We start from the raw sequence: 22,227 nt of genomic DNA, 5'->3' as shown, positions 1-22,227 counted from the left end.
GGTAGACAGCAGGAAAAGCAGGCAGTTTGAAAGGAGCAGTTATGATTTTCGTATTTGATTTAGATGGGACAATTTGCTTTAACGGAAAACCGCTAACAACGGATATCTGTGCGGCACTGGATGAATGTATAGAAGCGGGGCACGAAGTTGTATTCGCTTCGGCACGGCCGATTCGGGATCTGCTTCCTGTTTTACCGGAAAAATATCATGGTTTTCGAATGGTCGGAGGGAATGGAGCATTTACACGGCATGGTGATCAATCATCGTGTGTCTCATTTGATGCGGAGACAGCAGAAAAATTAAAGGCGTTGACAATGCAGCATGAGGTTAAGTATTTATTTGACAGCGATTGGGAATATAGCTACACTGGCGGCGAGGAGCAGCCGATTTATGAGGGGCTTGATCCATTAAAGCTTGCAAAGAATAAGCCGCTTCATGAGCTGGAGAATATTTCGAAAGCTGTTTTGTTTACAGATGATGAATTCATTCGCCAGGCAATCACTGCATTACCGGTAACGATTTTCCACCATCATGCGGAGCGGTTAATTGATATTAGCCCTGCAGCGATCAATAAGGCAGCGGGATTGAAGCGGCTCGGTATCGAGGATTATATTGCATTTGGAAATGACCAAAATGATCATGAATTATTTACATATGCAGCGTACAGTGTTTGTGTAGGTGATCATCCGATATCACAGTTTGCAGATGAGATGACGACACCGGAAGAAGTAAGTCATACGGTCAAAAAACTGGCTGTTCGTTTCCGTGAGAAAATTGTTATGTAGGGAAAAGTGAGATAAAGAGAGACTGCCAGACATGGCAGTCTCTCTTTTTTGCTGTTTAGAAGGGGGGAGAAAGGGCTCTATTTTTCTACGGACAGGCGCTTTCGATACAGTGACAAGCATCCAGTTTCATTTTTCTTATCTTCCGATTGCCTGCATTGCTTTATTGAGGGAGATGTTTACTCGGCAGATGGAGCCTGCTATTTTGCCGCGTACATTGTGTAATCATCATAGCCAATTAAATAATTGACGGGTAATGGATTCTACTAAAAGAGACACGGGAGTGATACATAGCCTGTTCGGTATTAGACAAATGGTTTTATATTTTGAGAATAGTGTCAGACTCTTTTTGAAAGATAAGAGATAGAGCTGGTTTTCGCATCATTTGTTTTACCAAGAAGGAATGAAGGAGGTGCTAAATTTGCTTGATTATCTTATTGACTTTCTACCGTGGCTGCTGTTTCATCATCCATCCAGAAAAGCAACCAAGGGATAAACCGTATAACCGTACCCTTTACATATTTTTTACTCAGGAAAATCCCGCTATTTTGGATTGTACTGAGTGGGAGAGGAATAGTAACTAACCAAGAGTTGTGTTGTTTTGCTGCGGCTGCTGTAGAGAAAAGAGCAGATCGGATACACCGCCGCTGTTCAGGCCAGCATACGTCGGAGGGGCATGCAGTGCGAACAGCCTGTAGTTTACCAATCAATAAAAAGTTAGAAATCCTGCGATGGGGTGGGTGGGTCCCATTTGATTTTTACCAGGGCAAATCTATTATAGAAAATAGATTTTCATTCCCTTTCAACTTCCCCTTGTAAACTAGAAAGAGTTATAAGCTCTTTCTAATATCTACTATATGAAGAAAAAGAAAGAGTGACGGGGCGAATAAATTAAAAAGCTCAAATTCTTTTATCGTCTCTATTTTTTCGCTGGAAATCTAGAATATCTAAGAGCGATTGCTGCAACGAAAAGGCTCGTGACCAGCCTAATTGCTGTAGATCTACCGGTGAGATAGAACAGAAACTCTCCTTTTCCTCTATTTCGCTTGTCACCTCGAATGAAACGCCTGAAATATTTTGAAAAATATCGGTTACCTCTTTAAGTGTGACAGGATGCCCCGATGTAACGCTGTATGTCGTTTGAACCTTTCCTTTTTTAAGAAGCATATCATAGGCTGTAATAGCATCGCGGACATCTAAAAAATCCCGTATGGCAAGCAAGTTATAAACAGATAGCTTTGGCTCCTCTAACCCAACCTCCATCTGGGCGATTCTTTTTGCCAAGATTGTACAGACGCCAGCAGAATGACCCGGGCCAATGAGATTTGAAGGATTCGCAATAACGACATGAAGCGTAAATAAGGAACTATAAACTTGTGCAAATAAAGTTTGCATCGTTTTGCTCAAGCCATACGGGTGAATGAACGAGTCTATATCTGCCGGATCTGACGAAAGAATAGAACCTACAACGAGTATTTTGCTTTGGCTTGACTCTGTGCGCAATGCATCAAGAAGATAAGCAGTACCCAGAAGATTTGCTTCCAACGTTTCTACCGGCTTTATCCAGGAAGTATCGACAGCATTTTGGCCGGCAAGGTGCAGGACGAAATCAGGTTGCAGACCTGCTGCTATTTTCCGTAAAGCTTCCCGATCTGTTAAATCTCCGCGCACAAGCTGAATATTTTCGTGGGATAGTGAACTGTTGCCTCTAACAAGCGCATAGACTTTGTATCCTGCCTCTGCAAAGTAGATACATGCATGCTGACCGGTAAATCCGTTTGCTCCCGTTATAAGAATTTTCGGCGTCTCAGTTACTGGATCGATATGCATGTTCTAACCCTTTCGCTAATGGAACTTCGGGCTGCCAGTCTAGTAAATATTTTGCCAGCTCGTTTGATAGACAGCTATGCATAATATCTCCCGGTCTTGGTTCCGTAAAATGTGTTTCAGCGGGAGCTCCGTGTACCATTATGAGATGTTCAAGCAAAGAATTGATAGAAATACTGTTGCCGGTACTGATATGCATGACCTCGTTTGTCGGAGCTTTGGCTGCTAAAAGATTTGCCTTTACTACATCCTGAACATAAATGAAATCCCGGGTTTGCTCACCGCTACCTTGAATGAGGATAGTCTCTGCTGCTTTTAAGCGTTCTAAAAAGACAGCTACAACACCGCCATCTCCTTTGGGTAATTGTCGGGGACCATAAACATTTGCATAACGTAAAATGGTATATGGCAAACCAAATAACTTGTGGAATAACTTAATATAGCATTCTGCCGCCAGCTTGGAAAAACCATAGAAGCTGGAAGGAGAGGTTGCTTCTTTTTCTGTTATGATTTCCCTCTCTATATTTCCGTACACAGCAGAAGTTGAGGAAAAGACAAAGTTTTTAACGCCGCCTTCTACACAGCTCTCCAATAAATGAATCGTCCCGTCAATATTAATGCGTGCATCCTCTGCTGGATTTTTAACGGAGCGCCCTACATCTGCCTGAGCAGCTAAATGAAAGAGGACATCCGGCTTTATATCTTTAATAAGCTTTTTAACTTCCGGGTCACAAATGTCTAACTGATATAAGGTAGCAGCAGTATTAAGATTGGATAAAAGTCCTGAGCTGACGTCATCAATAACGATGACGTCAGCTCCTTTTGCTAAGAGAGCATCCACCAGGTGAGAGCCGATAAAGCCGGCTCCGCCTGTTACGACTGTTTTCATGAAATTGGCTCCTTTTTACAAAATATCAATCATTCTAGTATTTACGTTTATAAAGCATCATAGAAGTAGGCGCAGGTATAGAATAACCTTCTGGAAGCTTCTCTTTCAGGGTATCCCATATCTCTTCGTTAACAACAGTAGATGGGACAGAGGATTCAGTTTCGATTGTAGAAAATAAATGATCATATTTGCCGTCATATAATGGGATAACGGGTTCGGAAGGAAGAGACATATTGGCCACCTCACTTTCAAGGGAAACTGTACTATTTCCATCCGCTTCATTCAGGGATGAAGGTACCGCTGCTTCAGTAGTTGTAAAAGGAGTTACTGACGCTGCCCCACCCGATATATTTGAGACAGATGAAGCGGCGTGCTGCCCGATATTAAGCGGTATAGCTGGAGGAACAACCCCGTTCCCAGGTAGAGGAGGCACACTAATTGTACTTGCACCAGGTGGAGGAGGTACGCTAATTGCACCTCCGCCGGGTGGAGGAGGTACGCTAATTGCACCTGCACCAGGTGGAGGAGGCACGCTAATCACACCTGCACTCGGTGGAGGAGGCACGCTAACCATACTTCCTTCCAGCGGAGGCGCTGTACTAGACATACCTTCGGCTAACGGAGGATCTAGCGGGATGTTGCCAACTGGCTCCTGTACATCTTCTAATAAATAATCCTCTATACTTTGTAATTCACGGTGCTCATTCTCTATTTCATTGAAGTATGCCTCTTTTACTGAATCCACATTGTTAGCATCAGCTGGTCTCGAATTATCTTGGTTTGATGTTTTATTAAATAATGATAACCACCAGTTTTTCAAATTCGTTAGCTGAAGGATAATCCAGGCTTTAATAGCAAGATAAATTTTACTCAACATGTTCATCACCTGTCTTTCTCATAGAAGTCACTTCATCGTAAATCTTCAATAACTTCCTGACACCATTTTCATATGACCAATGTGTCATCCCCCACTTTTTCGCATTCCTTCCGAGGATTTCTGAAACGATAGGATTCGATAATAGAAGATTTAAGCTTTCAGAGAGGCCATTGACATCCTTGGGCTCGGTAAGAAGGCCTGTTACATTATGCTTTACCATTTCAGACAGCCCTCCGACGTTTGAGACAATACAAGGTTTCCCGGCCAGCTGCGCCTCAATCAATGAGAGAGGCTGGTTATCAATCAAGGAAGGCAAAACATAAATATGGGATTTTGCTAGAAGCGAAGGAATGCCTTCCTGGCGGCCTAAGAAGAAGACGTCATCTTCGATTTTAAGCGATCTACTTAACATTTGGAGTTCCGTCTTCATATCACCGTCCCCAACAATCCAGCATACCCAATCCTGCCGTATTGCTTTTAGTTTGGCCAAGGCTTGAAGTAAATATTGAACTCCCTTCAATTCAACAAGACGCCCTGTATAAATGATCACTTTTTTATTGGCGGGGCGTTCAATCATTACATTTTCTAGCTTTTGCTTTACAAATCCCTCTGTATCAAATCCATAATGAAGGACTCGTAAATGACTTTCAGGTATACCAAATTCCTCTATTAAAATATCCTTCAGCCAGTGGTTGGCTACAATACTAAGATCAGAAGAGATTGCGCCGAGTTTTTCCATCTCATCATAATATTCTTTTACAATATAAGAGTTGGAGTCTTTATGAATATTTCCGAGCTGTTGGCTGATTTCCCGGGCTACCGAGCCATGAATGGTTGCAACCATTGGAACATTTGTCTTGTTGACTCGTCGTATGCCGGCAGTGGAAATAACATCTTGTGTATGGATAAGGTCATACTGATCCAGTCCTATATAAGCAGCTGCCAATTCAAAAAAGTAACGTTGAAACTCCGTATACTCAAGAAGTTTATTTGAATAAAGGTCAGGATACATCGCAGGGGGCAGTTTTGCCTGAAGGAAAGGAAGGATATTATGTTTCTCTACCTTTTTATCCGATCCGACAATATGAACAATGTTATTCTCTTCGCCATTGCCCATTAAATCTACTTCGTGGCCGTATTCCTCTAAGCCCTTCTTCAACTGCTGCATGTATGCCCAGACACCACCCATATGGGGGATTGTCCAATAGGTACAAAGTAAAATTTTCATATCAATTCTCCCTTATTAGATTCGCATATAACAAGCATATGCAGAATGGATATGTTCCTTTGGACGTATGACTAGATAAATAAAGTGATAGGGGACGGGGGATAAAGTATTTGTTCTTTTATATGAAGAGTTCTCAGGGGAAGATTAGGTAGGGCTTATTAGCAATCCAGCAGGATACAGCTGAAAGAGAAGTTTTGAATATGCGAGATATAAAGATGGCTGGTAGTACTGAGGAGCGAAGGGGTTCATCACAGCTTGCTATTTTTGTACTATCCAGCAGCACTACCTAAAAGAGGTTTGAAAGGCCTTTTTATCTGAGAAAGGGTATTTAATGGGTCAAATCGTAATCATTTGGAGGATAATTGGTGATCCCTGCAATGGTGCATCTAACGTATTTAAAATAATTTTCCCTTCTTCTATCCTATAATTTACTTTTGGCTGGAGTACCCCATTGATAAAAAGGTTCATAAAAGAAACGTCTGATGTGCTTCGTATGATGCGGTCCCCGGTATGCTCCAGGCAGTCATCAATTGTATACACTTTTTTTCTTCCATCGGAAACAGTATAAAACTCCAGAATGGAGACTTTTCTAGGGCCTTTTATATAAAGGGATTCGGAGGGAAGCTTAGGAAATGGTAACAGCAGGGGACGAGCTAATCCACTATTTGATTCAGGCCAAAATGACATAAGACTCCTCCTTAATTTGCAAATAAAAGGTTCTTTCTATTAGTATGTAAAGATCCATTATAAAGTGTAGGTATAAAGCACTGTTGTTTCTTTCATTTTTCAAATGTCACGGTTCTCTCTCTTGTGAAGACATATCATGGTAAAGATAAAATTTAGGAGGGATCTTTTTTGCCGTTAAAAATTATTACTATTGCGCCTAATACAAATCAGGCTATCGCCTTATCACCATTGGTTACTCGGTTATTTCATGAAGTTGGAGAAACGCTTAGTGGTATTTCAACGTATAAAATTAACGTAAATGAATTTCTAAATGATTCTGGGGAAGTCGTAGAGAATTTGCCGGAACTTAATTTGAACAATAATTATTTCCACGTGTATGTGAATGGCGTCCTGCAAATGGACGACAACTTTGCTTATACAGCAGGAGAGCAAGGAATCGGCTCCTTATTAATGTCTATTCCGGAAGATACAGAAATCCCTGTAGGCACACCAATCATTGTGGAGATTGTTAATTTCTATCCACAAATCTAAATATATAATAGCCCCTAATTAGGTACATTCATTAATGCCTCAGGGGCATTTTTTTATTGGAAGAAAGGCAAGTTCCTGTTGGAAAGGTTGTTATGCTTGCAAGTGGGGCAAGCAGTTGGGAAGAATTCTCCATCTTACAAGCAAGTGAATGATAAAGTTAGCGGAAGAAAAAAAATTGTATACCTGCCCTACATCTCTATGTAAAAACAGCATTAAATGAGAGTATCGGCGATGTTTATTTTTTGAGCTGATAGACATCGCTTCTAAAAGAGGGGGGGTGAAGGAATGAAAAGAGAAGAATTACTGGGAGGTTATGATGCAATATTCAGTCTTGGTGATTTATGTTTAACATCAATACAATTGAAAAAACACGGCCTGAGACCCTATTCGGGTGTTTTTGACTGGGCTGCTACCCCGATACTATCAAAAGTAAATATGATGTTGAGAAACAGATTTGCCCAATTTATGGAGGTAAGTCATTTAAGAGCAATCGGCCCGGCAAGTGATACAATGCTCTGCGTAGCAGATGATTATTATGATTTTGTTTCCAACCACGACTTTGAATTATCAAAGAATACAATGACATATCTTGGTTCCTATTATGAGGTAATGGATAAATATAATCGGCGCATTAATCGCTTCCTTTATGCGATGAATACAGCAAGGCGGATTTTATTTGTTCGAACTGAGGGTGACTTTGGGGATGTGATGGAATTACAGGCAACTCTGCGCGGTATGGTAAAAAACGATTTCAATATTTTAGTCATTAATCATGAAGCTGTAGATGGAATTGTAGAAAAGAACTGGCCACTTCCTAACGTCTATGCAGTCGCTTTCCCAAATAGCGTTGATAAATGGGAAGGAAATAATGCGCTTTGGTCAGAGATTTTACAAGGCATCTATTTAGAAAATTAAAAATATAGCTGTAGCAAATATTAGGAGGAAAAGGAATGTACAAGGATTCATCAATTTTAGTGACAGGGGGGACCGGTTCCTGGGGGATTGAGTTAATCCGTCAACTCCTTACATTAGACCCCAAAGAAATTATTATTTACTCCAGAAATGAGAACAGCCAGGTAGAACTGAGAAGAAAAATGGAAGATTCACGTCTTCGATTTTTTATCGGGGATATCCGTGATAAGGAAGCCATGATTACGGCATCCGCGGGTGTTGATTTTATCTTCCATCTGGCTGCATTGAAGCATGTGCCTGTTTGTGAAGAAAATCCAGTTGAGTCTATTAAAACGAATATCATCGGAACACAAAATGTTATCGATGCAGCGATTGAAAACAATGTCAAGAAAGTCATTTATGTCTCGACGGATAAAGCGGCAGACCCGGCCAATACGTATGGCATGACAAAGGCATTAGGGGAAAAATTAATCATACATGCCAACCGGAAAAAATCAGGCACACAGTTTACATGTGTAAGAGGAGGAAATGTACTAGGCAGCAGCGGAAGTGTATTGCCCCTATTTAAAAAGCAAATTAAGGAATTAGGGGAGGTCCATCTAACAGATAAGCGGATGGTCCGCTATTTTATTTCTCCACAGGAAGCGATTGTCCAACTGCTGAAGGTTGGAGAAGTATCGCATGGCGGCGAAATATTTATTATGAATATGGATGCTTTCCGGATTATTGACCTGGCAGAAATATTGATTAAACATTCAAAGCGCAAAGATGTCAATATTGTTGAAATCGGTGCAAGACCAGGTGAAAAGCTGGAAGAGGTGCTCGTTGCCGAGAGTGAAAAAGCCTCGACATTTATCTTCGATGAAGATCTTTTGGTTACTTTCCCTCACGGTGAGGTTACTTCCTCTTATCCACTCCTTTTTGAAAGTGAAACACCACTTCTGGAGAAAGATGAAATCGAACACATGCTAAAAGAAGCCGGGTTCATTTAAGGAGAGCTCGCCAGACACAAATACCCATAGAAACATACAGTCCATCTAGAGGCAATAGTGCTGCGGATGGGCTGTACTTTATAAGAGGATAATCGGTTCATTTTAAGGAATGGACGAGGAAGAATTGGTGAAGATGATATTCCCGCTATTGCTATGCGCAGTAGCAGGCGCTATTCTGCTGAAAAAATATTGGTCATGGCTGCACCAAATGTCAGTTGTAAAAAAAAGGGGGCACCTTTTTGCTGAATGATAGAACGGACCTGAAGGAGAAGGGGCACATACAGCTTACGTTCTCAGTCGGCAGTGCAGCGTTTTTTTAGTTGGGAAGAAGTTTTACGTCAAAAAGAAAAGGAAACATTATAGGAGTAAATATCTGAGGCAGGGAGATGTAAAAACCTTTTTCAGTTGAAAACGTTTCCTTTTTCTGCCTTTTAATTTTATAATGTGAGAAAGGATTGATAATAATTGTGCAAATGAAGGTTTCTTTTGGTATAGTTTGTATAGCAGACGGCAGTTCTTTAGTAATAAAAACGTTTGATTATATAAGTAAAACGTATTTCAAATTGTATAAATATGGTATGATGATAAAAGGTAATATGGGAGGATGTGGAATATGGAAGTAAAGATGCTGACGAATTCTCAAATGATTGACTGTTTACAATATGTGATGGGTCAAACGCGCTATGTGGAAGCCCGTGATTTATGTGAGTACATTTTAGAAAAACTTCAGTCAGATGATTCATCTTATTATACAGTGCGTCTTATGATGCTCGAAATCTATCTGAATTTACATGATCAGGAGAAATTCTATGCGGCGTATACTCTCTACAAGGAAGAAATTAAGCGTAATGGCAAACCGGAAGATTGTGTGAAATTGGCTCTTTTCGCAGGACATTACCATACATATATGACGAAAAATCTGGACTATGCTCTCCACTATTATCAGAAAACAGCCAGTCTTGCATTTCAGCATCGTTTTCCCCGCATGTTGAGTCTAGCCATTACAGGAATGGCGCTCATTATGCATGAGCAACAAGTATCATACCCTAAAATACTGAAGCTATTAAAAAATAACCTTGCTAATATAAAAGAAATGCAGGAGGCCGATCCTTTAGCCTGCATCGATGTGTATCTCATCTATTGCCGCACGCTTATTTGCCAAAAACGATATGATGAAGCAAAAGCACAGATGAGAGAATTACTGGCGCTCAATATACCGCCCTTTATCCGTTTAAAGTTGCAGCTGCAGCTTGCCTCAGCAGAATATGAGGAAGGGAAGTATGAAAAGGCAATTACCACATGTGAGGAAACCTTGAAAATGCTGTCGGAATGCCCCGAGCTTGGGAAATTTCTTTATATTTATCATGAGATCTATGAGCTGATGATACTCGCAGCAAAAGCATTAAATAGTCCTGCTTACAATATGTATAAGCAATCATATAAGGAAATGAAGGAGAAGCAGGAAATGAACGTGCAGCTGAAAATGGCAAGCATGCCGAATTTTCATGGATCGTTACCGAATTATGAGCCGAATGAAAGCTTTTTCCGCAAGATCAACAGAACATGCGGAACATTTTTTGTGTTGAAAACAAATGATATCCAATCTGTTCTTGCTACAATTGGAAAGCATCATCATTATATATGGACTACTTTTATCAATACATTTGGCTTTTATTTATATACAGAACTGACAGAAGAAGAATTGGCGGGGCTGTTAACGCCGTTTGTGGAGCAGAAATATTATGCGGGCTGCCGCTTCCAACCTGATACAATCACACCGAAAGAATGCTCGCACCAGATGCAGGCGCTGCTGTATTATCAAGAAATGACAGCATCAACAAATGTAATATATTGTAAGTAAATGGACCCGGAGCAAAGCTGCTCCGGGTTTTACATGTCTGCTATTAGCTGCATGGACCAAAGAAGGTCTAAGAAGAAAAATGCATCAGCACAATTAAATAACTAAAAAGTTAAAATAGAGTAGTAATAGACAAAAAAATTCTGCTTATAAAGAGAGACATATTCCATCTCTCAATTAATTTACCGTTCCAAAGTTATTAAATGGCCAGTAGATTAGTTCAGCTTTGCCCAATATGACATCCTCTGGAATGAACCCGACATCCGGAAAGCGGCTGTCATTGCTTACACGACGGTTGTCGCCTAATACAAAATAAGAATCCTTGGGCACGGTCGTCTTACCTAAGTAGTCTTCCATGCGGAAATCTTCTGTCAGCGTGCCGGAATCAATTAGCGCTGTTTTATATTCATCCAAATACGGCTCTTCAAACTTTTTGCCATTGATGAAAAGTTCATCTTCAATATACTCGATCCTGTCCCCAGGCAAGCCAATGATACGCTTAACATAATTCGGGCCATCCGGTGATTTGAAAACGATAATATCAAAGCGGTCATAGTCAGATAGCTTCGGTCCTAGTTTATTAATGATCAGCTTATCGCCATCGTCCAGCGTAGGCATCATAGATGCGCCATTTACAACGATAGGGGTCATTAGGAAAAAACGTATGCCGAAAGCTAATAAAACTGCAAAAGAAAGTACTTTCACCCATTCAAACAGCTCGTTTTTTTCTTTCATCATAATCTCCTTCCTTTATATAAAAACGTAGTCATACTTTTTTGTTTCTTATTTACTATTATACAGGGGAAATGACCTAGATAACATTACATAGCTGCAATTTTTATGTAAAATTTTCTCATGAAAGCAAAAAACGTCTATATAGCTAGTTGAATGTTTATTTCTATAAATAATAGTGGAAAACAAAAGAAGCAATAGACAGCTTCCTGTTATGTTTTGACATAAGTCTAGAAAATTAACGATCCTGCTTGACCAGTATTACAAAGCATTTGCAATCGGTTATTGTATACATTATAGTACTAAAAGCCTTTCTCTTATCTTTTTCGGCATGGAGAAAATAATACATAGATGCTTCAATAATGCGGAATCGTTTTTCTTGTATAATGGGTAGATTTTGATTATATTATTGAGGGGTCAATTATTGAGACCTCAATGATTAAGAATTAATGAAACAGCAAAAGATGTGGCAAACTTAGTTTATCCACTGACAAATGAACGAAGGGAGGCTCGCAAATGAACGTTTCGATATCGGAGCAGGAGCGGATATTATTGATGTTTAAGTCGCTCGGCAACCAGATCGGCCCAAAGTTTGAAAAGGCGGCGCAGATGAGTTTATCGAGGTTTGAAGTATTATATGGTCTCATGCAAACCGAGGAAATCAACCAGTCTGCTTTGCAAAAGTCCGTCAATATTGACAATGCAGCGATCACACGCCATCTCAAGCAGCTTGAAGCAGAAGGAATGGTGACGAGACGGAAAAATCCCTGTGACAATCGGGAAATATTTGTTCGCCTTACAGAGGAAGGACGTCAGCGGATCGGTGGATGCCAATCAGATAAAGTGAGTTTTATTGATCAGATGTTTCGGAATTTTAATGTGAGAGAGCTGCAGGAGCTGGCAAACATGCTTGAGCGTATTCAGCAAAACATTGACGAATCATACTGAACTTCTATAAATACTTTACAACACGAAGGAGACAAAACAAATGAATGATTATTTAGTTAGAGCAATTGGCTATGGTGGACAAATCCGTGCATTTGCAGCCCGGACAACCGAGACAGTAGGAGAAGCACAGCGCCGTCATAGTACATGGCCGGTTGTATCGGCAGCACTCGGCCGTTCTATGACAGCTGGTGTGATGATGGGCGCCATGCTAAAAGGCGATGATAAATTAACAATTAAAATCGAAGGTAACGGTCCAATTGGTCCTATGATCATCGATGCAGATGCTAAAGGCGATGTCCGCGGCTTTGTACAGAATGGACAAGTCCATTTTGATTTGAATGAACAGGGTAAACTAGATGTGCGTGCTGGAGTAGGTAATGAAGGGTTTATGACAATCGTTAAAGATCTTGGCCTGCGTGATATGTTCTCCAGCCAGACACCGATCGTATCAGGGGAAATTGCAGAAGATTTTACGTACTATTTCGCAACAAGTGAGCAAGTACCTTCATCTGTTGGACTAGGTGTACTTGTGAATCCGGATAATACAATTTTAGCTGCAGGCGGATTTATCGTGCAAATCATGCCTGGCTGTGAAGAGCAAACAATTGATGCACTCGAGAAGCATTTGGCGACAATCGAGCCTGTTTCCAAAATGATTGAAAAGGGCATGACACCGGAAGAAATTTTAGAAGCAGTAATTGGTGAAGAAGGAAATGTCCAAATTTTAAGCACAATGCCGGTGAAATTCCAATGCCAATGTTCAAAAGAACGCTACGGAGCCGCAATCCTTGGTCTTGGTGAACAGGAAATTCAGGAAATGATCGATGAAGTAGGAGAAATTGAAACACAATGTCATTTCTGCCTTGAAACATATAATTTCTCGAAAGAGGAGCTGCAAGGCCTGATTGATGAAATTCATGCCCAACGCCAAGAGCGCTTAGACAACTAATTGAAAAAATAAAAGCAGCCCGCATAGAGCCGATCTCCGGTTCTGTACGGGCTGTTTGTTTCATTCCACAAAGAGCCTGCTCGCTAAAGCTGTAAGCGGCCATTTATTTTCCCTACATGATATTTTATTTCATCATCATGGAGAAAATTTTCCGTTTAAGAAACAGGTGGAATTTTAATGGGGTGCTAAATCTCCTGCTATAACAATGCTATCCAGGCTTCGAACAGGTGCTGGACACGATTTGAGCAGATCATAGTAAGTGTGAATAAGCGATTGTATCTTTGGAGGAGTACCGATAAAATCACGCTCAACAGAAAGGGCATAATCGACTTCCCAGCCGCCGTCCTGCAAATATGCGGCATCTATAATTTTGTTTTCTGTTAGTAGCCAGCCACATGTTTCAAGCATCTGAATAATTTGCTCCTTGCTGAATACGTGCTGAATATTCCCGTCATTCTCAACAAATTGACTATATAGTGCCAGAATTGATACCGCATGAAAGTGAGCGAGCTGGGCCCGTTTTGTAAAATGTACGTCCCATTCTGCGATACAAATACGCTTTGCCACTTTCGTACAATAAGCAAAATAGCGTTTTAGCTGTTCAGGGTCACGAAAATACCAGGAGCAGTGGGATAGGACAACTATATCAAACGGCTCGTCCACGGCTAAATCCAGTAAATCCGTCTCAAAAGAAAAAGTAATGCGTTCACCAAGCGGGGAAGCCTTGATCGTATCGGCTGCTTCACCTAACGTGATCGGAGCGCCGTAGTCGGGTCTTGCAATATCGATCGCCGTCACATGCCCACTATCACCTACCTGATCAGCAAGAGCAACGGTTGTATCTCCCTGCCCGCAGCCGATTTCAAGAACCCGCATACCTTCTTTCACATCAAATGCTTTCACTAACTCAAGGCGATGCCGTAACTGTGTACGCTGAATCGTATCATCACCGACTATTTTCATACATCGTAGTAGATGGTCCATTTCTTTCCCACTTTCTTTTCTACATCCTTGTTTTATTTGATATAAAACAAGGATAGATTGTTCTTGCTATTTATTCGATGAGGAAAGGGGGCACCATTCAAACGACGTGTTCTTATAGTTTTTTAATCAATATGAATGTGTGCCTCTTTCGCTGTATATAAAATCTACCATCAATTCATCGACTCCTTACAAATAATTACTTTTATTTAACCATAGTAAAGCACGAGGAAGCAATCGGATTTTTGCGGAAAAAGCAGAAAAAGACAAGCCCTTATTGTATCGGACCTGTCTTTTTGCTAAATCATTCATGATGATGATCTTCGTGTTTCATTTTACAGAGGAGATCGTGACTATCGCATGTCGTTTCTGTTTCTACTTGGATTGTCATGTGGTGAATACCTAGATGGAGCAGACTGTGCTTGATTTTCTCCAGTAATGACGAGCTTTCCGCAACCGTCATTGTATCTGCTACGACGATATGAGCATTCAGCGCTACATAATCGCTTGTGATGGACCAAACATGAATTTCATGTAAGTTGATGACTTCAGGGAAGTCTTCGATTTCTGCTCTTACTGCCTGCAGATCAACCGAAGCAGGCGTTCCTTCCATCAATACATGGACAGCTGAGCGGGTAATACCAATGCCGCTGCGGAGAACGAGCAACGCAACAATGACACTTGCCAAAGGGTCTGCCCATTGCCAGCCGAAGAAAATGATCAACAGAGCAGCGATGATAGCGCCGATTGAGCCTAGCATATCACTGATTACATGAGAAAAGGCGCCGCGCATATTCAGATTTCCTTCTGTATCACCGCTTTTAAACATATAAACAGCAACGATAATATTCACTACAAGCCCGATGAAGCTAATTGTCAGCATCCCAAATGATGCAACTTCGGGCGGGCTCTGGAAGCGGTTGATTGCCTCATAGAAGATAAATAGAGCAATCACGATCAGTGTTGCCCCGTTCAATAGAGCAGCTAGAATCTCAAAACGTTTATACCCGAATGTTTTTGCCTGTGACGTTGCCTTTTCGGCCAGCTTGAAGGCGGTAAGGGCAATCGCAAGTGAGAAAGCATCACTCAGCATATGTCCAGCATCAGAAAGCAGCGCGAGACTGTTTGTCAGTAAGCCCCCGATAACTTCCACAACCATAAAGGATGCGATAATCAGGAAAGAAACAAATAATACTTTTTTATTAGAAGTATGCACATGGGAGTGGTCATGGCCGTGCCCATGTTGATGTTGGTGACTCATTGTTTACACTCCTTACGTATGTTTGGCATGCTCGATTGCCTGGTTGAGTAAACCCATTACATGGGCATCATCAGACGTATAATAAAGGGTTGTTCCCTCGCGTCGAAACTTGACGAGCCGCAGATTTTTCAGGAAACGGAGCTGATGGGATACCGCTGACTGTGTTAAATCGAGTGCTTCAGCAATATCGTTCACGGAATGCTCATGCTCGCAAAGAAAATATAGAATACGGATGCGCGTAGGATCACTCAATGCTTTAAAAGTTTGGGCAGTAATAAATAATGTTTCTTCATCCAATCCATGTGTCTGGCAATTACATTGTTGCTCGTTCATAAAATGCCTCCCATTGTTAATATGAATATATGAGTATATGTTCATATATAGTGTATTCTCTTTAGGAGGTTTTTGCAACTGTCTGATTGGAGAAATTTTGAAAAGATAATTTTCCAAGCAAAATAAGCATCTACCAAGTTCCGCTATATACGCTATACCCGGAAAGTGGAAGATGCTCACTTATTTTTTTAATGAAGTTGGAAGGGCAGAAGATCAAGAACTTCATGAAGCCCAATGTAAAGCAGAATTCCGTAAAAAAAGTAAATTGATACCCTTTTGTTTTTCAGGGCAATCACAGCCGGCAGCAAGTCGATCGTTACAATATAAAGAAACATACCAGCCGTCAGAGACAGGGCAAACGGCAGGATAACCGGGTTGGCAGCAAAAAACTGCGTTGCCGACATCGTGGCCAGCGCCCCGGCAACGGTAGATAATCCAAGTAAAAAGGAAGCATAGACCGCTTTTTTTCTGCTCCGTGATTTTGTATAAATGATGGAAGAAAGCGTCAGTCCGTCGGGAATTTTATGAAGAAGGACTGCAAACAATACGACAATTCCTACAGCTTTGTCCATTTGAAACCCCATGACAATCGATACTCCGTCCAAAAAGGTGTGCAGCATCATACCGAACAGCATACCTCTCGTGCGCGGACTCTTAACAGAATGATCATGGGAAGAAAGAATCTGTTGGATAAGAAAAAACAAGCCAAAGCCTAAAATGATAAAGATTGGACTGCTTTTATGCAGTTCAACTGCTTCCGGCACAATCGCCATTAAAGCAATAGCGAAGAGTAGCCCTGCACTTAGCGCCATGAGGGCATGGGACTCATGCTGCGACCAAGAGCGCTTTGCCATAATGAGCAGACCGCCCGCCACATTCGCAGCTGCTGCAAGCAATACATAGAAAAGAATATCCATAAATAACCCCTACACTTATTTAATAGTAGAACGCCTGCAATAAGATATGTCTCGGAAATCAAGGACATGCATAGGGATTTTGGGGGATTCGCGGGTAACAGCCTCAACCAAATAATTGGGAAACACTGGAAAAGAGCGCTTATTGTACATAGCAGGAGGACTATTATAAAATAGAAGTATATGTTGCTAGAGAAAAGTGAGTGTTTAATGTGGAAGCAAAAAAAGTTGAAATCCCATGTAGGACATGCGGAGAGCCGGTGGAAATCGATTTTAATACTGCAGAATTCTCCTCGCAGCTGACTGTGTTAAACGGTAAGAAAAAAGAGAGCCGCACATTCTTCCAGAAATGTTCGAGCTGCGGGCAGCTCAATATAGTAAAAAGTGATAATAAAAATGAGTGGGGAAAACGAAAAGGGCCTAATGTGAAAATGTTTATGTTCTCGGGCTTTTTCTCCTGCTTTGTTATGATTGCGCTGTTTGCTCTAGTCGGTTATTTTGCGTTCAAGGGACTTGGCATTGTGATGGACTGGCTATTTTAATATTTGAGAAGGTGAGGACATGGAAAATGTCCTCACTTTTTTAGCAATGAACAGCCGTCTTCAGCAGCACAATGATCAGTTGAAAAAACCCTTCCGGCATAGCAGCGGGAAGGGAGCGTTTACATTTCCTCTTCTAACATTTTCTTATGCGGGATGCTGAAATCAAGATATTTGAATGACCCATTTGTTAATTGCTCGTACACTTTATGAAACTCCTTAAAGCCAAGGTCATATATTTCTTTCGTAATTTCTTCCTCTAGCAGGGCTTTTTCTATCTCATCAATATCCTTCTTGATCACTTCACCAGAGGCCAGCTTAATAAGATCGAGATACAGATCCTCCATATAAGGAATCCCGTCTTCTATGCCATTATGGGTTGTAATATCAATATACCACTGAATAATATTTCCCTTCTCATCAAACATCGTCGTGATGCCAAAGTGCTCATCATCCGGTAAATGCTGCAGCCATGAATACCCCTCATCTGCAATGCAGAATGTCTTGCCTTCATGTGTAGTCCATAAAGGCTCTTTTATTTTTTTTATCTTCAATAATGCAACATGACCGGCATAGTTTCCGTCATCTATATAGACCATAGTAAAATTGCGTTCCAATACCCTTGACCAATCTTCCCTTGTAATAAAACGTTTGTGTCCCATCGGAAGTAACTCCCTTCTTTTTATTAAGCAGGATTTTAACTGGGCCGCCGCTATCAGTTTTTTGTTAAACTCTTTTACCCAGGCAAAGCAGTATTCATGCAAAAAGAAAAGGTAAAAAGAAAATTTTTCCCCTGAATTAGATGTCATATCCTGATAGTATCATTATTTCGGAAGAAAAAATGAAACATTTTCCTTATTCATCCGTACAAATTACTAAGGAGTTAATAAGATTTTTTTGAGAAGGAATATATTGTAAATCGTTATTTTCGGAAGATTCTATTAATGATGCAATGTAATACATAAAGGGGGAAAAGAAATGATAGAAATCCTCGTTATCATTATCATGTTCGTCCTGCTATTTGACGGGCATACCATTCGGAAGCAAAATGCACAATTGCTTGAACAGAACAAAGAGATAATAAACAGACTCACTTATCTCCAAAAGAACATGGAGCAGGTGGAGGAATAGGGAGATTTCTTCTCCAATAGGGAAGGGTGGATATCAGTATGCGCTTGGTGTATTGGATATTTAGTAAGGCAGCGAGGTGACAGGCAAGTGAACATCTATTTGTATATGATTCCCGACCAAGAGACACAGCATACGAGCATACCTGTTTATGATGAAGACAGGCAAACCGCTTTTGTGCTTAGAAAGAGTCCGCATCGTCTTTTGAATAGTGTATTGCACCATATGTCCAAGGTGGGCATGCCGTACTGCTATATGGCAATTTCTCCCGACGACCGGCCGATTTTTAAGATTGATTGTCCGTTTTCGGGAGTAGGCTACACGATTCAATCTATGCATTCGCAAAAGAAAAATAAAATTGATCAGTACCATGTGCAGCTTTTTGAAAAGGTACAGACATTCCGTCTTCAAGGGGATGATTTCCAATTTGAAAAAGATTATACTGGTGCCGGATTACTGACGCGGAACGATGAAAAAATTGCTAAAATAGAAAAAGTAGACAGCATTCATGTGAATACGACGAAACGCATTCGGATTGAAGCAAGAGATGATATCTCCGCTTCTTTAATCGCTGTCTTGTATCAGACATTCATAGAGGAGCCATAATGGAATATGAAAAAGCCGCGTTTACATGAGAAATAAAAAATTTCTCATGTTTTTTTGTTTTATTGTCCCAAATTGTACCTTCGATTTCGATAGATATTAATAGAGGATAATGAAAAGGAGAATGGACATGGTATTTGATTATTTAACGGAATTTATCACATTTAGCTCAGTTGCAGAAATGGACGAGCATGTAGCGAATCATCTTGAGCACTATAATACGGTATTGACAGAGAATGAAGCAGCGGTGGTCCAGAAAATTGCCGCTCACGCACTTGCTTATCCAGGGGTGTCCCATTTAAAGGCAGCCACTATTGCGGGTAGTCTACATATCAGTACAAAGACAGTATATCGTGCAGCAGCAAAGTTAGAGGAGATGGGGATCATAGAAAAAGTTCCTTCCAAAAAGCTGAACGGTATTAAAGGTGCGAACATTTATCGTATTCTTCCCTTTGTCCCATCGAGTGTGTCCGAACGGGGAGACTGCGGGAAAACGAGTAGTCGCAATGATGAAGAGCTGCTGCCGCAAAATCAATCATTTACTTCTTTTAATCTTTCCCAAACAAGCCCTTTACATCTTATTTATACAACCTTGCAGGAAGAAAAAGAGAGAAAAATGGCTTACCTGAATGAATACCAGCGGATGCTGTATGAGCTTTTACATGAAGCACCTGTAAAAGAGGAATTGAAGGACGGGCTGTATCAAGCAATCATCGCCAGCCCAATGCCTGATTTTCCAGCCTTCGTACAAACACGTGATGCCCTAATGGGAATAATCCGAGATGTACATGCCGGAAACTGGCGGTCAATACGACAATTCGCGCTGTATTACAAGGTGTTATGCGAGAAAGACACCCTAAGAAAGCACCACAGCCCACAGCAGCTGAGCCTGTACGACGGAAGGTGGAGTTCTATGACTGGCTGACAGAGCGGGAATAGGGAAGCTGCTTTTTTTCACTGGCAAACAGCTCAGCCTGTCGACAACTGCTTTCATTCAGTGCTGCTTGCCACGCTCTTATCGCAAAACTGTGTCTGCCTGGCAAGCATTTTAGCTGGATGAGTAAATCTTATATGGCAATAACGTTGTGTAATTTTAAAAGCTCAACTAAGCATAACCCCGATTTATTGTAGACAGGGTTAAAAATAGAGGTGTATATTCTTTTTTTGAGATTCTTCACTATCTAAAAATGTTAATAAAATCGTTTGAGATTTTAAGTTTTATTTAACAAGCGCACCTAATGAGATTACAAAAAAGTTGTCCAGGCTAGGGGGGCTATCCACTTATTAATTATGGAACGGTGAAATCTTTCATGCTTTCTCCGAGGATATAGTGGGAGAACCACATCAAATTCTGTTTCATAATCGCCATATTAATTCCTGGATGGTCAGAACTATAGGCCATTCCTGTAAAGATAATCAATTCTGTATCAACTTCCATATCCCGTAACCCTTGATATAGCTCATATGCATTGGGAATAGGGACTCTTGCATCTTTTTCGCCATGTTGGATCAGAGTAGGAGTACAAGCTGATTTAATATAGGTCATTGGTGAAGCTTTCGCATAGATCTCCGGGTCATTCCATGGGGTATTTCCCAAATACATTTTACTAAAATAAGGGATATCCGTATTTGCATAATAGGTACGCCAATTAGTGATTCCGCCTCCAACCGAAACGGCTTTAAACCTATTACTAAACGTTGAACAGAAGGCTGATATATATCCACCATTGCTCCATCCCATAACGCCTACCCGGCCTTTATCTGCAATCCCGTTATCAATTAGTTTATCCACTCCAGATAGTACATCATCGTAGTCAGCAATTCCGAGTTTCCTATAGTTTGCCTGCAAGAATTCATTCCCATAACCCGAACTTCCCCGATAGTTCGGCTCTAAAACGATAAAACCTTTTTCTATAAACTGTTCAATTGGATATTTTCCATTGAAACAGTCTGAAAATATGGGGAAGGATGCCCAGGCTGGGCCGCCATGGACGATCACTAATAACGGATATTTTTGATTTATGTCAAATTCTAACGGCGTTGATAAAACTCCTTCTATTTCAAGACCATCACTACTTTGCCAGGAGATGATTTCCCTATTACTTTTAAGCCTTCCGTTGAAAAAACTATTTTCATTCGTTATTTTTTTATCGTCTAAATAGATTTCAAATGTTTCATTTGTTATAGCCTTACTATAGGATAGATGATCTCCATCCTTTGTGATGGAAGCATCCATTATAAAACTATCTGCTTTTTCGCTTAATATGTCCACAGAGCCGTCTTCAGACAGCAATCCAATTAGATAATTCGTTTTATGCTGCCACCTGATTAAAATCCCTTTAGCCGTCCATCGTAATGGAGTAACTGTACTATCAACATCTGTTAAAGGCCGGGTGAACTGTCCATTTTGTATATCATATATCTCCAGTGTACTGTCCTGTATATGGGTCCGATAGTACTCCTTCCCCCTTATGCTTGCCGAGTAACATATTTTGCTGCCGTCAGGAGAAAAGCAAACACTCCCTCCTAACAATTTATCTATCTTTAACTTTTGCAGCTTGCCGGCTTTGATGTCCAGAATGTATAGATCTCCATTAAAATAATCTCCCATATTTGGGCTTGGTGCAGCTAGTAATACAACTTTTTTCCCGTCATTTGAAATATCGAATGCATGAACATGAAAATCCATGCCGTCAGTTAGTCGATACACTGCGCTGTTTTCATTATGCATCACTTTTTCTTTTTCGATATAATATAAACAATTATTCCGGTAGTCCTTGCCTATATGATGGAAATCGCCATATAGCGTCTTACGTTTCTTTATCGACTCACGTTCTTCTGATTGTGCTACATAATAAAAACCTTTGCCGGCAGGCTCCCATTTGAATTGACTAACACCTTCCTGCTCATCCGTAATTTGGACCTCACTACCACCATCTATCAACTTCACAAAGATCTGGTTTTTCTTATTTTCCCCGTCACCGACTGGGCTAAGGTAGGCGATCACTTTAGAATCGGGCGACCATAACGGAGATGTACTATCGATATCATCAGCTGTTAATGGGTAACACTGCTCCTTGTCTTGTTCGTATATCCATACTTGATTCCGGTATGTATTGTCTTTCCAGCTGGCTGTCCGCTTAACAAATGCTGCATTTTTGCCATTATCACTTATATGTGTACCGGATAACGCTGGTAATGAAATAATCTCTTCTATTGTTAGATATGTTTTTTCAGTCAATTAATAAACCTCCTC

24 protein-coding genes are annotated in these 22,227 nt (G+C 40.7%); 12 read left to right on the top strand and 12 right to left on the bottom strand.

The features are described 5' to 3' along the window. Positions 1-41: 41 nt before the first annotated feature. Positions 42-785 (top strand): HAD-IIB family hydrolase, encoded by a 744-nt coding sequence (locus BOD01S_RS11650; RefSeq protein WP_036153715.1) that lies wholly within the window; start codon positions 42-44, stop codon positions 783-785. Positions 786-1,682: 897 nt separating this feature from the next. Here BOD01S_RS11650 and BOD01S_RS11645 read toward each other — a convergent pair. From BOD01S_RS11645 to BOD01S_RS11625, 5 genes are all read right to left on the bottom strand, one after another. Further along, positions 1,683-2,612 carry an NAD-dependent epimerase/dehydratase family protein gene (locus tag BOD01S_RS11645; RefSeq protein WP_036153718.1) on the bottom strand — a complete coding sequence of 310 codons (930 nt, stop codon included), beginning with the start codon at positions 2,610-2,612 and terminating at the stop codon, positions 1,683-1,685. Further along, the gene (locus tag BOD01S_RS11640; RefSeq protein WP_036153721.1) at positions 2,590-3,498 is read right to left on the bottom strand and encodes an NAD-dependent epimerase/dehydratase family protein; all 909 of its coding nucleotides are present in this window, start codon (positions 3,496-3,498) and stop codon (positions 2,590-2,592) included. Before BOD01S_RS11640 ends, BOD01S_RS11645 begins: the two co-directional genes overlap by 23 nt. 34 nt (positions 3,499-3,532) lie before the next feature. Further along, on the bottom strand, positions 3,533-4,372 hold the full coding sequence (locus BOD01S_RS11635; RefSeq protein WP_169804316.1) for a hypothetical protein: 840 nt from the start codon (positions 4,370-4,372) through the stop codon (positions 3,533-3,535). Next, positions 4,365-5,603, bottom strand: a complete 1,239-nt coding sequence (locus BOD01S_RS11630; protein WP_036153726.1) for a glycosyltransferase family 4 protein — start codon at positions 5,601-5,603, stop codon at positions 4,365-4,367. Before BOD01S_RS11630 ends, BOD01S_RS11635 begins: the two co-directional genes overlap by 8 nt. A 336-nt stretch (positions 5,604-5,939) precedes the next feature. Next, entirely contained in the window at positions 5,940-6,290 is a 351-nt protein-coding gene (locus BOD01S_RS11625; protein ID WP_081977923.1) for a DUF4183 domain-containing protein, read from the bottom strand. A 168-nt stretch (positions 6,291-6,458) separates the two neighbouring features. Between BOD01S_RS11625 and BOD01S_RS11620 the strand changes: the two genes are divergently transcribed. From BOD01S_RS11620 to BOD01S_RS11605, 5 genes are all read left to right on the top strand, one after another. Then, positions 6,459-6,821 carry a DUF4183 domain-containing protein gene (locus BOD01S_RS11620; RefSeq protein ID WP_052124797.1) on the top strand — a complete coding sequence of 121 codons (363 nt, stop codon included), beginning with the start codon at positions 6,459-6,461 and terminating at the stop codon, positions 6,819-6,821. A 285-nt stretch (positions 6,822-7,106) separates the two neighbouring features. Further along, positions 7,107-7,736: a DUF1796 family putative cysteine peptidase gene (locus BOD01S_RS11615; protein ID WP_036153728.1), complete on the top strand. Its 630-nt coding sequence runs from the start codon at positions 7,107-7,109 to the stop codon at positions 7,734-7,736. Positions 7,737-7,771: 35 nt separating this feature from the next. After that, positions 7,772-8,725 (top strand): polysaccharide biosynthesis protein, encoded by a 954-nt coding sequence (locus BOD01S_RS11610; RefSeq protein WP_036153730.1) that lies wholly within the window; start codon positions 7,772-7,774, stop codon positions 8,723-8,725. A 109-nt stretch (positions 8,726-8,834) separates the two neighbouring features. Beyond that, positions 8,835-8,975, top strand: a complete 141-nt coding sequence (locus tag BOD01S_RS23295) for a hypothetical protein (RefSeq protein ID WP_156117023.1) — start codon at positions 8,835-8,837, stop codon at positions 8,973-8,975. Between the two features lie 363 nt (positions 8,976-9,338). Further along, complete coding sequence (locus BOD01S_RS11605) at positions 9,339-10,586, top strand: tetratricopeptide repeat protein (protein WP_036153732.1); 1,248 nt, start codon at positions 9,339-9,341, stop codon at positions 10,584-10,586. A 174-nt stretch (positions 10,587-10,760) separates the two neighbouring features. On the opposite strand, the gene lepB is transcribed toward BOD01S_RS11605, so the two are convergent. Further along, positions 10,761-11,321, bottom strand: a complete 561-nt coding sequence (gene lepB, locus BOD01S_RS11600; RefSeq protein WP_036153734.1) for a signal peptidase I — start codon at positions 11,319-11,321, stop codon at positions 10,761-10,763. A 510-nt stretch (positions 11,322-11,831) separates the two neighbouring features. Between lepB and BOD01S_RS11595 the strand changes: the two genes are divergently transcribed. Together BOD01S_RS11595 and hslO are read left to right on the top strand one after the other, a co-directional pair. Further along, entirely contained in the window at positions 11,832-12,263 is a 432-nt protein-coding gene (locus BOD01S_RS11595; RefSeq protein ID WP_036153736.1) for a MarR family winged helix-turn-helix transcriptional regulator, read from the top strand. 40 nt (positions 12,264-12,303) lie between these two features. Then, entirely contained in the window at positions 12,304-13,212 is a 909-nt protein-coding gene (gene hslO, locus BOD01S_RS11590; protein ID WP_036153739.1) for an Hsp33 family molecular chaperone HslO, read from the top strand. Positions 13,213-13,386: 174 nt separating this feature from the next. Here the strand turns inward: hslO and BOD01S_RS11585 are convergent, their stop codons facing one another. From BOD01S_RS11585 to BOD01S_RS11570, 4 genes are all read right to left on the bottom strand, one after another. Beyond that, positions 13,387-14,175 carry an SAM-dependent methyltransferase gene (locus BOD01S_RS11585; RefSeq protein WP_244887309.1) on the bottom strand — a complete coding sequence of 263 codons (789 nt, stop codon included), beginning with the start codon at positions 14,173-14,175 and terminating at the stop codon, positions 13,387-13,389. A gap of 322 nt (positions 14,176-14,497) precedes the next feature. Then, positions 14,498-15,454: a cation diffusion facilitator family transporter gene (locus tag BOD01S_RS11580; protein ID WP_036153744.1), complete on the bottom strand. Its 957-nt coding sequence runs from the start codon at positions 15,452-15,454 to the stop codon at positions 14,498-14,500. A 12-nt stretch (positions 15,455-15,466) separates the two neighbouring features. After that, a complete protein-coding gene (locus tag BOD01S_RS11575; protein ID WP_036153747.1) occupies positions 15,467-15,787 on the bottom strand; it encodes an ArsR/SmtB family transcription factor in 321 nt (106 codons plus the stop codon). A gap of 188 nt (positions 15,788-15,975) precedes the next feature. Beyond that, positions 15,976-16,704 (bottom strand): ZIP family metal transporter, encoded by a 729-nt coding sequence (locus BOD01S_RS11570; protein ID WP_036153751.1) that lies wholly within the window; start codon positions 16,702-16,704, stop codon positions 15,976-15,978. Between the two features lie 257 nt (positions 16,705-16,961). Here BOD01S_RS11570 and BOD01S_RS11565 point away from each other — a divergent pair, with 257 nt between their 5' ends. Then, positions 16,962-17,243, top strand: coding sequence for a redox protein (locus BOD01S_RS11565; protein ID WP_244887308.1), 282 nt, complete (start codon positions 16,962-16,964; stop codon positions 17,241-17,243). A gap of 119 nt (positions 17,244-17,362) precedes the next feature. On the opposite strand, the gene BOD01S_RS11560 is transcribed toward BOD01S_RS11565, so the two are convergent. Continuing rightward, positions 17,363-17,902 carry a DUF402 domain-containing protein gene (locus BOD01S_RS11560; RefSeq protein WP_036153754.1) on the bottom strand — a complete coding sequence of 180 codons (540 nt, stop codon included), beginning with the start codon at positions 17,900-17,902 and terminating at the stop codon, positions 17,363-17,365. Between the two features lie 316 nt (positions 17,903-18,218). Between BOD01S_RS11560 and BOD01S_RS22945 the strand changes: the two genes are divergently transcribed. The 3 genes from BOD01S_RS22945 (at position 18,219) to BOD01S_RS11550 (ending at position 19,896) form a co-directional block, all read left to right on the top strand. Further along, entirely contained in the window at positions 18,219-18,371 is a 153-nt protein-coding gene (locus tag BOD01S_RS22945) for a hypothetical protein (protein ID WP_156117024.1), read from the top strand. An 87-nt stretch (positions 18,372-18,458) separates the two neighbouring features. Then, positions 18,459-18,974, top strand: coding sequence for a tubby C-terminal domain-like protein (locus BOD01S_RS11555; protein WP_036153757.1), 516 nt, complete (start codon positions 18,459-18,461; stop codon positions 18,972-18,974). Positions 18,975-19,101: 127 nt separating this feature from the next. Continuing rightward, positions 19,102-19,896 (top strand): helix-turn-helix transcriptional regulator, encoded by a 795-nt coding sequence (locus BOD01S_RS11550; RefSeq protein WP_052124798.1) that lies wholly within the window; start codon positions 19,102-19,104, stop codon positions 19,894-19,896. 363 nt (positions 19,897-20,259) lie between these two features. On the opposite strand, the gene BOD01S_RS11545 is transcribed toward BOD01S_RS11550, so the two are convergent. Further along, positions 20,260-22,212 (bottom strand): S9 family peptidase, encoded by a 1,953-nt coding sequence (locus tag BOD01S_RS11545; RefSeq protein WP_036153759.1) that lies wholly within the window; start codon positions 22,210-22,212, stop codon positions 20,260-20,262. Positions 22,213-22,227 lie beyond the last annotated feature (15 nt).

The sequence above is a fragment of the Lysinibacillus odysseyi 34hs-1 = NBRC 100172 genome (assembly GCF_001591965.1).
Taxonomy (GTDB): domain Bacteria; phylum Bacillota; class Bacilli; order Bacillales_A; family Planococcaceae; genus Lysinibacillus_B; species Lysinibacillus_B odysseyi.
The sequence above is the reverse complement of the archived record's forward strand: the minus strand, read 5'-3'. Positions and strand labels throughout refer to the sequence as shown.